General features: G+C 70.9%; 9 protein-coding genes. 6 read left to right on the plus strand and 3 right to left on the minus strand.

Annotation, left to right across the window (positions count from 1 at the left end; all coding sequences use genetic code 11):
* Window positions 1–136 precede the first annotated feature (136 nt).
* Window positions 137–1,759 (minus strand): PucR family transcriptional regulator, encoded by a 1,623-nt coding sequence (locus ACFW22_RS16845; protein ID WP_386404408.1) that lies wholly within the window; start codon window positions 1,757–1,759, stop codon window positions 137–139.
* 161 nt (window positions 1,760–1,920) lie between these two features.
* On the opposite strand from ACFW22_RS16845, the gene ACFW22_RS16850 reads away from it, so the two are divergent.
* Complete coding sequence (locus ACFW22_RS16850; protein ID WP_386404411.1) at window positions 1,921–3,438, plus strand: APC family permease; 1,518 nt, start codon at window positions 1,921–1,923, stop codon at window positions 3,436–3,438.
* A gap of 29 nt (window positions 3,439–3,467) precedes the next feature.
* Window positions 3,468–5,108 (plus strand): flavin monoamine oxidase family protein, encoded by a 1,641-nt coding sequence (locus ACFW22_RS16855; protein WP_386404414.1) that lies wholly within the window; start codon window positions 3,468–3,470, stop codon window positions 5,106–5,108.
* 6 nt (window positions 5,109–5,114) lie between these two features.
* On the opposite strand, the gene ACFW22_RS16860 is transcribed toward ACFW22_RS16855, so the two are convergent.
* Together ACFW22_RS16860 and ACFW22_RS16865 are read right to left on the minus strand one after the other, a co-directional pair.
* The gene (locus ACFW22_RS16860) at window positions 5,115–6,497 is read right to left on the minus strand and encodes an FAD-binding oxidoreductase (RefSeq protein ID WP_386404417.1); all 1,383 of its coding nucleotides are present in this window, start codon (window positions 6,495–6,497) and stop codon (window positions 5,115–5,117) included.
* An 82-nt stretch (window positions 6,498–6,579) separates the two neighbouring features.
* Window positions 6,580–8,382 carry a glycoside hydrolase family 15 protein gene (locus tag ACFW22_RS16865; protein WP_386404420.1) on the minus strand — a complete coding sequence of 601 codons (1,803 nt, stop codon included), beginning with the start codon at window positions 8,380–8,382 and terminating at the stop codon, window positions 6,580–6,582.
* A 422-nt stretch (window positions 8,383–8,804) separates the two neighbouring features.
* On the opposite strand from ACFW22_RS16865, the gene ACFW22_RS16870 reads away from it, so the two are divergent.
* The 4 genes from ACFW22_RS16870 to ald all read left to right on the plus strand — a co-directional run bounded on the left by ACFW22_RS16870 (window position 8,805) and on the right by ald (window position 14,639).
* Complete coding sequence (locus ACFW22_RS16870) at window positions 8,805–10,454, plus strand: CTP synthase (RefSeq protein WP_386404696.1); 1,650 nt, start codon at window positions 8,805–8,807, stop codon at window positions 10,452–10,454.
* A 78-nt stretch (window positions 10,455–10,532) separates the two neighbouring features.
* Window positions 10,533–11,162: an NUDIX domain-containing protein gene (locus ACFW22_RS16875; RefSeq protein WP_386404423.1), complete on the plus strand. Its 630-nt coding sequence runs from the start codon at window positions 10,533–10,535 to the stop codon at window positions 11,160–11,162.
* A 228-nt stretch (window positions 11,163–11,390) separates the two neighbouring features.
* The gene (locus ACFW22_RS16880) at window positions 11,391–13,376 is read left to right on the plus strand and encodes a tetratricopeptide repeat protein (protein WP_386404427.1); all 1,986 of its coding nucleotides are present in this window, start codon (window positions 11,391–11,393) and stop codon (window positions 13,374–13,376) included.
* 147 nt (window positions 13,377–13,523) lie between these two features.
* Window positions 13,524–14,639, plus strand: coding sequence for an alanine dehydrogenase (ald, locus tag ACFW22_RS16885; protein WP_386404430.1), 1,116 nt, complete (start codon window positions 13,524–13,526; stop codon window positions 14,637–14,639).
* Window positions 14,640–14,899 lie beyond the last annotated feature (260 nt).

Consider the following 14,899-nt stretch of genomic DNA (forward strand, 5'->3'; position numbering starts at 1 on the left):
CGTACGGCCCGTCAGCTCGTCGTACACGCTCGCCCCGTCGTGCCCGCTGGCTCCTCCGGAACGGCACGCGGTGGCGGGCGGGCCCGGAGGGCTGGTGTGCCCCGGCGCCCTCGGCCCGCGCCGCCGTCCGGAGGTCTCAGGACGTGTGGCGGCGGGCCCTGAGGGCCAGGGAGAGCGCCAGGACCGTCTGGGGGTCGTCCAGGTCCGTGCCGAGGAGTTCGGAGATGCGGGCCAGCCGGTTGTAGAGGGTCTGGCGGTTGAGGTGCAGTTCCCGGGCCGTCTCCGCCTTGCGGCCGGCATGTGCCAGGTACGTCTCCAGGGTCGGGAGCAGCGGTGGCCGGGAAGCGCCGTCGTGTTCCCTGAGGGGGCCGATCGCACGGTCCACGAAGGCCGCGAGGTCCGGGTGGTCCCGCAGCCGCCACAGCAGCAGGTCGATGTCCAGCCGTCGTGCGTCGTACCAGGCCAGCTCCGAGAGGCCCTGGGCCGCCGTCGCCGTCTCCGCCGCATGCCGCAGGCCTGCGGAGGCCGCCGCCCAGCTGCCCGCGACGCCGACCACGACGACCGGCGGGTGCGCTCCGGCCCGTTCCAGGCCGGCCCGCTCCACGCCCGCGCGCAGTGCCGCCGCGACCCGGTCCGCGACCGCCGTGCGCTCCGACTCGGAGCGCAGGCCCAGCAGCAGCGGCACCCGTCCTTCCACCGGACGGACACCGAGCAGGGCGGGGACGCCCACCGAAGACAGCTCTTCCAGCACGGCGCGGGCCAGTAGCGCCCAGTTGCCCGAGGGGAAGAGTTCCGGGGACAAGCGCATCACGACCGGGAGGAGCGGGCCGTCCCCGGGCTTGAAGCCGAGGACCCGTGCCTGTGCCGGGGCGTCCTCGGCCGTGATCCGGCCCTCGGCCAGGTCCGTCAGGAAGTCGCCACGACCGCGTGCGGCCAGCTCTTCCTCCTGACGCGCCTGCATGAGGACGACCGCGAGGAGCCCCGCCGCCCGCTCGGCCGCCATCCGGTGGACGGGGGAGAGGGCTCCGGAGACCGCGAGGAGGACGAGCCGCGCCCGCACCGTGCCCGTACCGGGCCCGCCGCCGGGCACGTCGACGAGGACCGTGCCGCTGGGCGGGCCGGACTCGCGGGCCGCCCGCTGACCGCGCAGCCCGTCCCACACCTGGAGCGGGTCCGCGGGCGCGGATTCGGCGCCCGCCGCGTACAGCAGCTGTCCGTCGGCCGTCTCCAGGAAGACCGGGTTGGCGGCGAATTCGGAGAGGACGCGGAGCACCTGCGGGACCCCGCCGCCGCCGAGCAGCGCCCCCGTGCACTGCCGGTGGACTTCCTCGGCCTGCCGCTGGAGCGCGTAGTGGCCGTTGACGATCTCGGTGTGGATCTCCTCCGTGACGGTGACGAAGGGAACCTCTCGATGGAGCTGGACGAGCGGCAGGCCGGCGGCCCGGGCGGTCTCCACTATCGTCGCCGGCAGCCGGGCGAAGCGCGGACCGAGTTCGACCACGAGCGCCGCGATGCCCCGGTCGGCGAGCCGGCGCACGAAGGAGCGCTGTTCGGCCGGGCGGGTGCCCAGGCCGAGGCCCGTGGTGAGGAGGAGCTCGCCGCCCTTGAGCAGCGACGCAATGTTCGGCACTTCGCCCGCGTGCACCCAGCGCACCGTGCGGTGCAGCCGGTCGGCGCCCGCGACGACCTCCGGGAGCCCGCCGCGCAGTCCGGGCAGCTCAAGCGCCCGCTGCACGGTGATCCCGCCCTGATTGTCCATGGGGCCGGACGCTACCCGCGTCCGTGTTCCGGCGACATCACCCGACGGTTACGGGGCCGGACAGTTCGTACACCGGGGCGACAACTCGTCGCTCCGCGAAGGGAATTGTGCGACCGCCTGTCGATTGTGGCCTACGTCACGCACGAGGATCCTCTCGGCCCATGGCAGAGAACCCCACCCCAGTCGTCCACCGGCTCAAGGCGAACTCGGTCGGACTCGTCGGCGTCGTCTTCATGGCCGTCGCCACCGCCGCCCCGATCACGGCGATGACCGGAAACCTCCCCATCGCCGTCGGCTTCGGCAACGGCACCGGTGCACCCGCCGGATACCTCTTCGCGACCCTCGTGCTGACCGTGTTCTCGGTCGGCTACGTCGCCATGGCCAAGCGGATCACGGCCGCAGGCGCCTTCTACGGCTACATCTCGCACGGGCTGGGCCGGATCGCCGGCATGGCCTCCGGCATGCTCGCGGTGCTCGCGTACGTCGTCTTCGAGGCCTCGATCGTCGGCGTCTTCTCCTACTTCGCCAAGACGACCGTCGCCGACCAGCTCGGCGTGGACCTGCCCTGGATCCTGTACGCGGCGGTCATGCTGGCCGTCACGGCCGTCCTGTCGTACTTCGACATCAACCTCACCGCCAAGGCGCTCGGAGCGATGCTGGTCGCAGAGATCGCCGTCCTCTTCGCGGTGGCCACCGCGGTCCTCATCGCCGGCGGTGGTCCCGACGGCATCCCGGTCGAACCGATCAACCCCACGAACGCCTTCACCGGCACCTCCGCCGGACTCGGCCTCTTCTTCGCCTTCTGGTCCTGGGTCGGCTTCGAGTCCACCGCGATGTACGGCGAGGAATCCCGCGACCCCAAGAGGGTCATTCCACGGGCCACCCTGATCTCCGTCATCGGCGTCGGCCTCTTCTACATCTACGTGTCCTGGATGGCGATCGCCGGGAACGGGCTCGCCGGATCGATGCAGATCTCCTCCTCGGACTCCCCGCTCGACCTCTTCTTCGCGCCCACCCGCTCCTTCATCGGAGCCTGGGCCGTCGACGCCTTCCAGTGGTTGCTGCTCACCGGCTCCTTCGCCTGCGGAATGGCCTTCCACCAGTGCGCCTCGCGGTACCTGTACGCCATCGGCCGGGAGGGCTTCCTGCACCCCGCGCTCGGACGGACCCACGCCGTGCACGGCTCGCCGTACATCGCCTCCTTCGTGCAGAGCACGATCGCCGTCACCCTCGTCGGCGCCTTCTGGCTCACCGGCCAGGACCCCTACATCCACCTGTACACCCTGCTCGCGATCCTCGGCACGATGGCGATCCTGATCGTGCAGACCCTCTGCTCCTTCGCCGTCATCGGCTACTTCCGCAAGAACCACCCCGAGGACCGGCACTGGTTCAAGACGCTGACGGCCCCGCTCCTCGGCGGCATCGGCATGACCGCCGTCGTCGTCCTGCTGATCATGAACATGGAGACGGCGGCCGGGCTCGCCGCCGATTCCCTCTTCTTCAAGGCCATCCCGTGGATCATCGGCGCCGTCTTCTTCGGCGGCCTCGGGCTCGGCTGGTACCTCAAGACCAAGCAGCCCCAGCGCTACGAGGTCATCGGCCGGATCGTCCTGGAAGACGCCACCGAGCGCACCGACGACACCACCGAACCCGCGCCCACCCCCGTGCCCCAGAGCTGACCCTTCCGAAACGAACCCAGGAGCGCCCCATGGCACGCACCACCCCGATGCACCTCCTGAAGAAACTGGTCGCCGAGCACACCGCCGCCCGACGGCTGGACCTGCCCGTCGACGCGCTGCGCGGCATGAGGGCCGACGCCCTCGGGCGCCGCACCCTCCTCGCCTACGCCGCCGCAGCGGGCGTCGCGGTGGGAGTGGGCGGGGCCGCAGCCGCCCCGGCCGCGGCCGCCACGACCGCCCCGCCCGTCAAGAGCACCGCCCGGGTCGCCGTCGTCGGCGCGGGGATCTCCGGGCTGACCGCCGCGCTCACCCTCCAGGACGCCGGCCTGAGCCCGGTGCTGTACGAGGCGAACCCGTCCCGGGTCGGCGGTCGCATGTGGACCCAGCGCGACCACTGGGCCTACGGGCAGACCTCCGAGATCGGCGGCGAGCTCATCGACACCAACCACAAGAAGGTCCTCGAACTCTGCCGCCGCTTCGACCTCGTCACCGAGGACTTCCTGGGCGGCGGGCCCAACGGCGCGGAGGAGGTCCTCTGGTTCGACGGCGCCTACTACCCGCGCGACCAGGCCGACGAGGACTTCAACGCCGTCTACCAAGCCCTCCACCGCGATCTGATCGACTCGGGCGAGGTGTTCTGGAACCAGACCACCCCCACCGGCACCGCCCTCGACAACATGTCGCTGTACGAGTGGATCGAGAGCCGGGTCCCCGGCGGACACGCCTCGCCGCTCGGCCGCTACTTCGACGTCGCCTACAACGTCGAGTACGGCGCCGACACCACCGAGCAGTCCGCCCTCGCCCTGGTCCTGCTCATGGGCTACCAGACCAATCCGGGCAACTTCAACATCTGGGGCCTCTCCAACGAGCGCTACCACATCACCGGCGGCAACGACCTGCTGCCGAACGCCGTCGCCGCGGCACTCAACCCCGGCACCCTGCGCATGGGCTGGTCGCTCGACGCCGTGCGCGCCAACGCCGACGGAACCCAGACCCTCACCTTCACCGAAGCCGGAACCACCCGGACCGTCACCGCCGACCACACGATCCTGTGCGTGCCGCTGCCGATCCTGCAGCGCCTCGACCTCTCCCAAGCGGGCTTCGACCCGCTCATGAAGAACCTGCTGCGGGACGCGCGGATGGGCCACTGCACCAAGCTCAACATGCAGTTCGGCACCAGGCCCTGGCGGGGCACCGGGGCCTGGCCCGGGGTCTCCGCCGGCGAGTGCTTCACCGACAGCGAGGTCCAGCAGACCTGGGACACCACCAAGGTCCAGGGCGGCACCGGAGGCATCCTCCTCCAGTACGGCAGCGGCAGCCTGGCCCGGAACCTCAACCCGGCCGGGCCGTTCTCCACCGAGTCCGACCCCTACGTACGGAAACTGGTCACCCGCTACCTCGCCGGCATCGACGCCTTCTTCCCCGGCACATCCAAGGCGTACACGGGCCGCGCCCAGCTCTCCGCATGGCACAAGAACCCGTACTCGCTCGGCGCGTACTCCTGTTGGCCGGTCGGCTACGTCCACCGCTACGCCGGCTACGAGGGCACCGCCCAGGGCAACGTCCACATCGGCGGAGAGCACTGCTCCTACGACTTCCAGGGCTTCATGGAGGGCGGGGCCACGGAGGGCGAGCGGGCCGCCGAGGAGGTGATCGCCGCGCTGCGGTGAGCCGGTTCAACCGGCGGGCGGGATGTTCTGGTTGAAGCGGAACACGTTGTCGGGGTCGTACACCGCCTTCACCGCGGCGAGACGGCGGTAGCCCTCCTCGCCGTACGAGGAGACGATGCGCTGCTCGCCCTCGGCGCCGACGAAGTTCAGATACGTCGCGTCGACGGCCCACGGCCGCGCATCGGCCCGCACGTCGTGCACCCACTGCCGGGCCTGCTCGTCGTACGCCGGGTCCTCCCAGGTCGCGAACGGGTGCACCGCCCAGGGCGCGGTGCGCCACGGCTGCGGGTACTGGGAGGGCCCGGCGGCCACGGCCCCGCCCATCAGGAACAGCACGTGCTGGGTCGCCGTGGCCGCCGGGATCCGGGCGCCGCGGTCGCAGAAGACGTCCACGGCCTCGTCGGGGAACTCCCGCAGGTACTCGGCCGACCAGTAGTTCCGCAGTCCCGGCGGGTCGTCGAGCATCGACTGCAGCTCCACGTAGGGCAGGTCCATGACGATTTCGACCGCGGGCTTCAGGGCGAACAGCGGCGCCGCGAAGTCACGGAGCTCGGACACCGGACCGGCATGCGTGAACAGGGCCCCGCAGACCAGCTTGCCGACCAGTTCTTCGGGGATGAACGGCTCCGGCGGCGCGGGCATGTAGATGGCGCCGCCGCCGATCTCGTCGGGCGCGACGGCACCGAGGTCGCGGTAGGTCCGCACCACCTCGGGGGCGTTCTCCGGCAGGAAGAGCAGCATCGCCATGCTCATCTCCGGGAGCGGGTGCAGCCGCAGCGTCAGCGAGGTCGCCACCCCGAAGTTGCCGCCGCCGCCGTGCAGCGCCCAGAACAGCTCCGGGTTCTCCTCCGCGTTCATGTGCACGTGCTTGCCCTCGGCGGTGATCAGGTCGGCCGCCAACAGGTTGTCGCTGGCCAGCCCGAACTTCCGCTCCAGCCAGCCGGAACCGCCGCCCAGCGTGAAACCGCCGACGCCGGTGGTGGACACCCGTCCGCCGGTGGTCGCCAGGTGGAACGGTTGGCAGGCGTGGTCCAGGTCGGCCATGGTCGCCCCGCCCTCGATCCGCACCGTCATGCCCTCGGGGTCCACGACCACCCCGTGCATCCGACGCAGGTCGACGACGAGCGCACCGTCGATCACGGACGTTCCGGCGACGCTGTGCCCGCCGCCGCGCACCGCGATCGGAAGGCCGGTCGCGCGGCCGAACAGCACCGCGTTGGAGACGTCGGCCTGGGTGGCGCACTGCGCTATCACCGACGGCCGTCGGTCGATCATCCCGTTGTGCACGGTGCGGGCCTCGTCGTAGCCCGGACCGCCCGGGACGATCACCTCGCCGGCGAGGTCCTCGACCAGGCCGGCCAGGGCGCTTTCAGAGACGTGGGGAGCCATGGGAGCCCCCCTTTCACGAGGGGGGACAGGACCTTCCCATTGTATTCCGGGCGCCCTGCCCCGCCTTCGGGAGCGCGGCGACTCAGCCCCCGTAGGCCCCGCTCGCCGTCAGGCGCAGCGCCGTGTCGATCAACGGGACGTGGCTGAAGGCCTGCGGGAAGTTCCCCACCTGCCGTTGGAGGCGCGGGTCCCACTCCTCGGCGAGCAGCCCGAGGTCGTTGCGGAGCGCGAGCAACTTCTCGAAGAGCATGCGGGCCTCGTCGACCCGGCCGATCATCGCCAGGTCGTCCGCGAGCCAGAAGGAGCAGGCGAGGAAGGCGCCCTCGTCGCCCTCCAGGCCGTCCACGCCCGCCTCCTCGCCCGCGGTCGGGTAGCGCAGCACGAAGCCGTCCTCGGTGGAAAGCTCCCGCTGGATCGCCTCGATCGTGCCGATGACCCGCTTGTCGTCCGGCGGCAGGAAGCCCATCTGCGGGATGAGCAGCAGCGAGGCGTCCAGTTCCTTGGAGCCGTACGACTGGGTGAAGGTGTTCCGCTCCTTGTCGTAGCCCTTTTCGCAGACGTCCCGGTGGATGTCGTCGCGCAGCTCGTGCCAGCGCTCCAGCGGGCCGTCCGCGTCGCCGGACTCGATGAGCTTGATCGTGCGGTCGACCGCCACCCAGGCCATCACCTTGGAGTGGACGAAGTGTCGGCGCGGGCCGCGGACCTCCCAGATGCCCTCGTCCGGCTGGTTCCAGTGCTTCTCCAGGTAGTTGATCAACTTGATCTGGAGCAGGGAGGCGTAGTCGTTGCGGGAGAGGCCCGTCATGTGGGCCAGGTGGAGGGCCTCCGTGACCTCGCCGTAGACGTCCAGCTGGAGCTGGTTCGCGGCGCCGTTGCCGACCCGGACCGGGCCCGAGTTCTCGTACCCCGGGAGCCAGTCGAGCTCCGCCTCGCCGAGCTCCCGCTCGCCCGCGATGCCGTACATGATCTGCAGGTTCTCCGGGTCGCCCGCGACGGCACGGAGCAGCCAGTCCCGCCAGGCGCGGGCCTCCTCGCGGTAGCCGGTGCGCAGCATCGAGGAGAGGGTGATCGCCGCGTCCCGCAGCCAGGTGTAGCGGTAGTCCCAGTTGCGGACGCCGCCGATCTCCTCCGGCAGCGAGGTCGTCGGTGCGGCGACGATCCCTCCGGTCGGCGCGTAGGTCAGGGCCTTCAGGGTGATCAGGGAGCGGACCACGGCCTCCCGGTAGGGGCCGTGGTACGTGCAGTGCTCGACCCACTCGCGCCAGAAGCCGGCCGTCGCCTCCAGGGAGCCCTCCGGGTCGGGGAGCGCGGGGGGCTCCTTGTGGGAGGGCTGCCAGGAGAGGGTGAAGGCGATCCGCTCGCCGGGCATGACGGTGAAGTCGGAGTAGGTCGTGAGGTCCTTGCCGTGGGTCTCCGCATCGGTGTCCAGCCACACCGAGTCGGGCCCGGCGACGGCGACCGTGCGCTCTCCCACCTTGTGCACCCAGGGCACGACCCGGCCGTAGCTGAAGCGCATCCGGAGCGAGGACCGCATCCGCACCCGGCCGGAGACCCCTTCGACGATCCGGATCAGTTGGGGGGCGCCGTCACGGGGCGGCATGAAGTCGGTCACCCGGACCGTGCCGCGCGGGGTGTCCCACTCGGACTCCAGGATCAGCGAGTCGCCCTGGTAGCGCCGCCGGTCGGCCGGTGCCGGTTCGGCGTCCGCCGGACCCACGGGGCCGACCCGCCAGAACCCGTGTTCCTCGGTGCCCAACAGGCCGGCGAAGACCGCGTGCGAGTCGAAGCGGGGGAGACACAACCAGTCGACGCTGCCGTCCCGGCAGACCAGTGCCGCGGTCTGCATGTCTCCGATGAGTGCGTAATCCTCGATGCGCCCGGCCACGTGCTTCTCTCCAGTCGAACGGCCATGTCCGCCCCCGAGGGGGCGCTTGCTACAGGTGTGCGTGATGTGTGGTGTCAGCAAGGCCAGTGTGCGGGACGAACGGGCTTGCCCGCGGGCGATCTCCGAGCAGAATACGTCGCACTTCGGCAGTGGCAGTGATCACACGAGCGACGGTTTACTCCATATGGGTGAACTGGGGCCCACCCTGTACCCACGCCAGGGTTGCCGTTCGTGAACACCCGACTGCCGGGCGTGGCCGGAAGCGGTCCCCTGATGTCGCTGATACCCTGGTACCCCGTGGACCGGTGGGAAACGGCGACAGCCGAGGACCCCGCAACCGCAGCGACGGCACCCCCCGATTCTTCTGGAGGGGAAGCCGGTACGCACCTCCAGAACGCGACCACGGGAGCCCCCTCTTGGCGATGCCGCCCAACACCACGACGACCAAGCACATCTTCGTCACCGGGGGTGTCGCCTCCTCCCTCGGCAAGGGCCTGACCGCCTCCAGCCTGGGTGCGCTCCTGAAGGCCCGCGGCCTGCGGGTCACCATGCAGAAGCTCGACCCCTACCTGAACGTCGACCCCGGCACGATGAACCCCTTCCAGCACGGCGAGGTGTTCGTCACCAACGACGGCGCCGAGACCGACCTGGACATCGGCCACTACGAGCGCTTCCTCGACGTCGACCTCGACGGCTCGGCCAACGTCACCACCGGCCAGGTCTACTCGCAGGTCATCGCCAAGGAGCGGCGCGGCGAGTACCTCGGTGACACCGTGCAGGTCATCCCGCACATCACCAACGAGATCAAGGGGCGCATCCGCCGCATGGCGACCGATGACGTCGACGTCGTCATCACCGAGGTCGGCGGCACGGTCGGCGACATCGAGTCGCTGCCCTTCCTGGAGACCGTCCGCCAGGTCCGCCACGAGGTCGGCCGCGACAACGTCTTCGTCGTGCACATCTCGCTGCTGCCCTACATCGGCCCCTCCGGCGAGCTGAAGACCAAGCCGACCCAGCACTCGGTCGCCGCCCTGCGCAACATCGGCATCCAGCCCGACGCGATCGTGCTGCGCGCCGACCGCGAGGTCCCGACCGCCATCAAGCGCAAGATCTCGCTGATGTGCGACGTCGACGAGGCCGCGGTCGTCGCCGCCATCGACGCCCCGTCGATCTACGACATTCCGAAGGTGCTGCACACCGAGGGCCTGGACGCCTATGTCGTCCGCAAGCTCGACCTGCCCTTCCGCGACGTGGACTGGACCGTCTGGGAGGACCTCCTGGACCGCGTCCACAACCCCGACCACGAGGTCACCGTCGCGCTCGTCGGGAAGTACATCGACCTGCCCGACGCCTACCTCTCGGTCACCGAGGCCATGCGGGCCGGCGGCTTCGCCAACCGTGCCCGGGTCAAGGTCAAGTGGGTCACCTCCGACGACTGCAAGACCCCGGCGGGTGCCGCGCAGCAGCTCGGTGACGTCGACGGCATCCTCATCCCCGGCGGCTTCGGCGACCGCGGCGTGTCCGGCAAGGTCGGCGCGATCCAGTACGCCCGCGAGAACAAGGTGCCGCTGCTCGGCATCTGCCTCGGTCTGCAGTGCATCGTCATCGAGGCCGCCCGCAACCTGGCCGACATCCCCGAGGCCAACTCCACCGAGTTCGACCCGGCCACCGCGCACCCCGTCGTCTCCACGATGGAGGAGCAGCTCGCGTACGTCGAGGGAGCCGGTGACCTGGGCGGGACGATGCGTCTCGGCCTCTACCCGGCGAAGCTCGCCGAAGGCTCGGTGGTCCGCGAGGCGTACGGCGACGAGCCGTACGTGGAGGAGCGCCACCGCCACCGCTACGAGGTGAACAACGCGTACCGCGCGGAGCTGGAGAAGAAGGCCGGTCTGGTCTTCTCCGGAACCTCCCCGGACAACAAGCTCGTCGAGTTCGTCGAGTACCCGAAGGACGTCCACCCGTACCTGGTCGCCACCCAGGCGCACCCGGAGCTGAAGTCCCGCCCGACCCGTCCGCACCCGCTCTTCGCGGGCCTGGTCAAGGCCGCTGTGGAGCGCAAGACGGCGAAGTAGCACGGCGCGTTAACGTTGCCGGGGTACGCGTCTCTCCCGAGACGCGCACCCCGGCTTTCGTATGTGGGAGGACACTTCATGCAGCAGGTGCAGGACACCCCGGAGGAGTGGCGGGTCGTCGCCACCACCACTCCCTTCACGGGCAAGAAGACGAGTGTCCGCACGGACGAGGTGGTCATGCCGGACGGTTCGGTCGTCGGCCGCGACTACCAGGTGCACCCCGGATCGGTCGCGGTCCTCGCCCTCGACGACCAGGACCGGGTGGTCGTCCTCCGGCAGTACCGGCACCCGGTGCGGCAGAAGCTCTGGGAGATCCCGGCCGGACTGCTCGACGTGCCCGGCGAGAACCCCTTGCACGCGGCCCAGCGCGAGCTGTACGAGGAGGCGCACGTCAAGGCGGAGGACTGGCGGGTCCTGACCGACGTCTACACCACGCCCGGCGGCTGCGACGAGGCCGTGCGGATCTTCCTGGCCCGTGGCCTCGCCGAGGCGGAGGGCGACCGCTTCGAGGTCTCCGACGAGGAGGCCGACATGGAGCTCGCCCGGGTGCCCTCGGCCGAGCTGGTGCGGGGCGTCCTGGCGGGGGAGCTGCACAACAGCTGCCTCGTGGTGGGCGTGCTGTCACTGGCCGCGGCGCGCGCGGGCGACGGCCTGGACGCCCTCCGGCCGGCGGACGCCCCCTGGCCGGCCCGTCCCTTCGAGGCGTAGCGCGCCCCGGACTCCCGGTGGGCCGGGTCCCGCCGGCCGGTGCCCACCGGGGTCCGATCGACGGGTTCCTATCCGATGCGGGGCCGGTATGACGATCTGCTGATCCGATCGGGGGATGTGTCCGCCCTGCTCCGCGGGGTCCGCCTTCCCCCCTGAACTACGCTCGGAATCGCCCGTGCGGAGCCCCCGCGGGATCGGCTCGTGCGCAGGTGGACGGGAGCGTGGCCCGTGACGGATCAGGCTGTGGCGGCAGCCGGCAGCCGGCAGTTCTTCGGTCGGCAGCGGGAACTGAAGGCCTTGCGTGCCGACATCGAACGGACCGGCCTCGACACCCTCACCGGCCGCAAGGCGCCCCGTGCCCGGGTCCTGCTGATCGCCGGCAAGCCCGGCTCCGGTCGGACCGCCCTCGCCGAGGAGCTGGTTGCCGGACTGTCCGACCGCTACCCCGACGGCGTCTTCCGCGGCCGGTTGACCGAACCCGGCGGCGAACCCGTCCCGGCCGGGCGGGTCGCCCAGGAGCTCCTCGCCGCGCTCGGGGTCGCCGAACCCCCCGGCGCCGCCGAGGACGAGCTGACCGAACTGGTCCGGGAGGCCCTCGGCGAACGGCGGGCGGTCCTCGTCCTCGACGACGCCGTCGACGCCGAGCAGGCCGACCCGCTGATCCCCGACAATCCCGACGCCCTGGTGATCGGGGTCGCCCGGGGTCCCCTCACCGGCATTCCCGACGTCCGGCCCTGCACGCTGGGCGGGCTCGACCCCAAGTCGGCGATCGAACTGCTGACCGCCTTCACCGGTTCCGTCCGCATCACGGTCGACCCGCAGGCCGCCGAAAGCCTCGTCGAGGAGTGCGGGGGGCTGCCCGGGGCCGTCGTCCTGGCCGGCGGTTGGCTCGCCACCCGGCCCAAGGCCTCGGTCGCCGACCTGACCAAGCGGCTGCGGGCCCGGGCCGGTGACCCGCTCACCCGGACCTTCGACCTCGCCCATGAGGCGCTGCCCGCCACTGCCGCACGGATACTGCGGTTCCTCTCCCTGGCCCCGCTGGGCCGGGCCGATGCCCACACGGCCTCCGCCCTGGCCGGCTGCTCGGTCTCCGCGGCCACGGCCACCCTCGCCGACTTCGCCGCCCTGGGGCTCGTCTCCGGTGGCGAGGGCGGCCAGTACGAGGTGCGTGCCCACCTCGTACCGCTGCTTCGCGCCCAACTGGAGGAGCGCGACCGGCCCGCCGAGGTGCAGCTCGCCCGGGCCCGGATGCTGGAGCGGACCGTGCGGCTCCTCCAGTCCTGCCGTGCGGTCACCGAACCAGAGGGGTCGCCGGCCCGGCGGAAGCTCGCCGGCCTGCCGCGCGCCCTGCGCTTCCCGAGTGCAGCCGCCGCCGCCGTGTGGTTGGACTCCCGGCAGGCCGTGCTCCTGGCCTCCGCGCGCCTCGCCGTCGCCGACGGGGAGCTCGACACCCTCGCACGCCGTCTGATCGCCTCCCTGGTCAGGGCGCTCGCCGCCCATCGAGGAGCGGAAACCGCCGCTCCGCAGCTGTACGGCCTGCACCGGCTGGTCCTGGACGTGGCGGAGCGGCGCGGGCTGCACCGGGAGCGGGCCGCCGCACTGCTGAACCTGGCCGATCTCGATGCCAGGACCGGAAGGACCCACGACGCCCTGCTGCGATATCGGTCGGCTTTGGAGGCCGGACGCCAAGCAAATGACCCGTATGCAACCGGTCGAGCAATGGAATCCGTAGGCGGCTCGTACCAGGAGCTCGGGGACTGGCAGCGGGCCGGTGACTGGTACGGGCGGGCGCTCGCCCAGCGGCTGGCCCGGGACGAGCGTGTCGACCAGGCCCGACTGTACGGGCGCCTCGGCGCCGTGCAGACCTATGCCGGGCGTTACGGGGAGGCCTTGCGGAGCTGGCGCGCCGCCGCCGCCGGGCATCGGAGGCTCTCCGATCTCCCGGGCTACGCAAGGGCGTTGAGCGAGGTGGCCAGGGTCCAGGAGTATGCCGGGCGGCCCGATGAATCCCTGCGGACCTGCGAGGAAGCGGTGGAGTGGGCGCGTCGGGCCCGGGATTCCCGGCTGCAGGCCGCCCTCCAGTTGAGGCTCGCTGACACCCTCGACCGCCTCGGCGACCCTGCGGCGGCCCGGCTGCACCGGTCGGCAGCGGGGAGACTCCTGGAAACGGAACCATCTGCCTGCGAAATCCGCAGTAGCTCTGTCGAAGATTAGTACTTTGAAAGGCTAGACAGCGGGAACTCCTTCATTAGACTGGTTGCGCCGCGTTCGAACGTGGTCTGCCCCGGTGTGCCGCAGTGCATCCGGGTATGTATCGCAGTGCCCCAGTTATCCCCCCTGATTCAAGGACCGTGATCGACGATGAAGGTCGGCATCCCCCGCGAGGTCAAGAACAACGAGTTCCGCGTGGCCATCACCCCTGCCGGTGTCCACGAGCTCGTCCGCCACGGCCACCAGGTCTTCGTCGAGCAGAACGCCGGTGTCGGCTCCTCGATCACGGACGAGGAGTACGTCGCCGCCGGCGCCGAGATCCTCGCCACCGCCGACGAGGTCTGGGCCACCGCCGACCTGCTGCTCAAGGTCAAGGAGCCCATCGCGGAGGAGTACCACCGCCTCCGCAAGGACCAGACCCTCTTCACCTACCTGCACCTCGCCGCCTCCAAGGAGTGCACCGACGCGCTGCTGCAGTCCGGCACCACCGCCATCGCCTACGAGACGGTCGAGACCGCGAACCGCGCGCTGCCGCTCCTCGCGCCGATGTCCGAGGTCGCGGGCCGTCTGGCCCCGCAGGTCGGCGCCTACCACCTGATGCGCTCGGCCGGCGGTCGCGGCGTCCTCCCCGGCGGCGTTCCCGGCACCCATGCCGGCAAGGCCGTGGTCATCGGCGGCGGCGTCTCCGGCTGGAACGCCACCCAGATCGCCGTCGGCATGGGCTTCCACGTGACCCTGCTCGACAGGGACATCAACAAGCTCCGCGAGGCCGACAAGATCTTCGGCACCCAGGTGCAGACGATCGTCTCCAACGCCTACGAGCTGGAGAAGGCCGTCATCGAGGCCGACCTCGTCATCGGTGCCGTCCTCATCCCCGGCGCCAAGGCCCCGAAGCTGGTCACCAACGAGCTCGTCGCCAAGATGAAGCCCGGAAGTGTCCTTGTCGACATTGCGATCGACCAGGGCGGCTGCTTCGAGGACTCCCACCCGACCACCCACGCCGAGCCGACCTTCCAGGTCCACAACTCGGTCTTCTACTGCGTGGCCAACATGCCCGGCGCGGTCCCGAACACCTCCACCTACGCCCTCACCAACGCCACGCTGCCCTACATCGTGTCGCTGGCGAACAACGGCTGGGTCGAGGCGCTGCGCCGCGACGAGGCCCTCGCCAAGGGCCTCAACACCCATGACGGCAAGGTGGTTTACCGCGAGGTCGCCGAGGCCCACGGCCTCGACCACGTCGAGCTGAGCAGCCTCCTGGGCTGACCCCCGAGGGCGCCCGCGACGCTCCCGTCAACGCGTGCCGTCAATACCGCGCACCCGGCCGGACCTTGTTCGACAAGGTCCGGCCGGTCGTGTCTCCGCCCCTGCTAAAACGTTCGGGCAAGTCGTCTTGAACGTAACCCTTTAACCGTTTCGCGCACCCCTGAAACATGTGGATGCGTGGCCGTGCACCCTTGACAGGGGCGTGTTCGGTTGCCGACACATCGGGGCGGGTCCGGCGGATTGTGTTGCTGCGGAGCGGT

Origin of the sequence: Streptomyces sp. NPDC058872 (assembly GCF_042743065.1) — a bacterium.
Taxonomy (GTDB): Bacteria; Actinomycetota; Actinomycetes; order Streptomycetales; family Streptomycetaceae; genus Streptomyces.

What these genes read in the sequence shown, in the direction of transcription:
- ACFW22_RS16845 (WP_386404408.1), bottom strand. Translation starts at nt 1,759, where the DNA reads ATGGACAATCAGGGCGGGATCACCGTGCAGCGGGCGCTTGAGCTGCCC.
- ACFW22_RS16850 (WP_386404411.1), top strand. Translation starts at nt 1,921, where the DNA reads ATGGCAGAGAACCCCACCCCAGTCGTCCACCGGCTCAAGGCGAACTCG.
- ACFW22_RS16855 (WP_386404414.1), top strand. Translation starts at nt 3,468, where the DNA reads ATGGCACGCACCACCCCGATGCACCTCCTGAAGAAACTGGTCGCCGAG.
- ACFW22_RS16860 (WP_386404417.1), bottom strand. Translation starts at nt 6,497, where the DNA reads ATGGCTCCCCACGTCTCTGAAAGCGCCCTGGCCGGCCTGGTCGAGGAC.
- ACFW22_RS16870 (WP_386404696.1), top strand. Translation starts at nt 8,805, where the DNA reads ATGCCGCCCAACACCACGACGACCAAGCACATCTTCGTCACCGGGGGT.
- ACFW22_RS16875 (WP_386404423.1), top strand. Translation starts at nt 10,533, where the DNA reads ATGCAGCAGGTGCAGGACACCCCGGAGGAGTGGCGGGTCGTCGCCACC.
- ald (WP_386404430.1), top strand. Translation starts at nt 13,524, where the DNA reads ATGAAGGTCGGCATCCCCCGCGAGGTCAAGAACAACGAGTTCCGCGTG.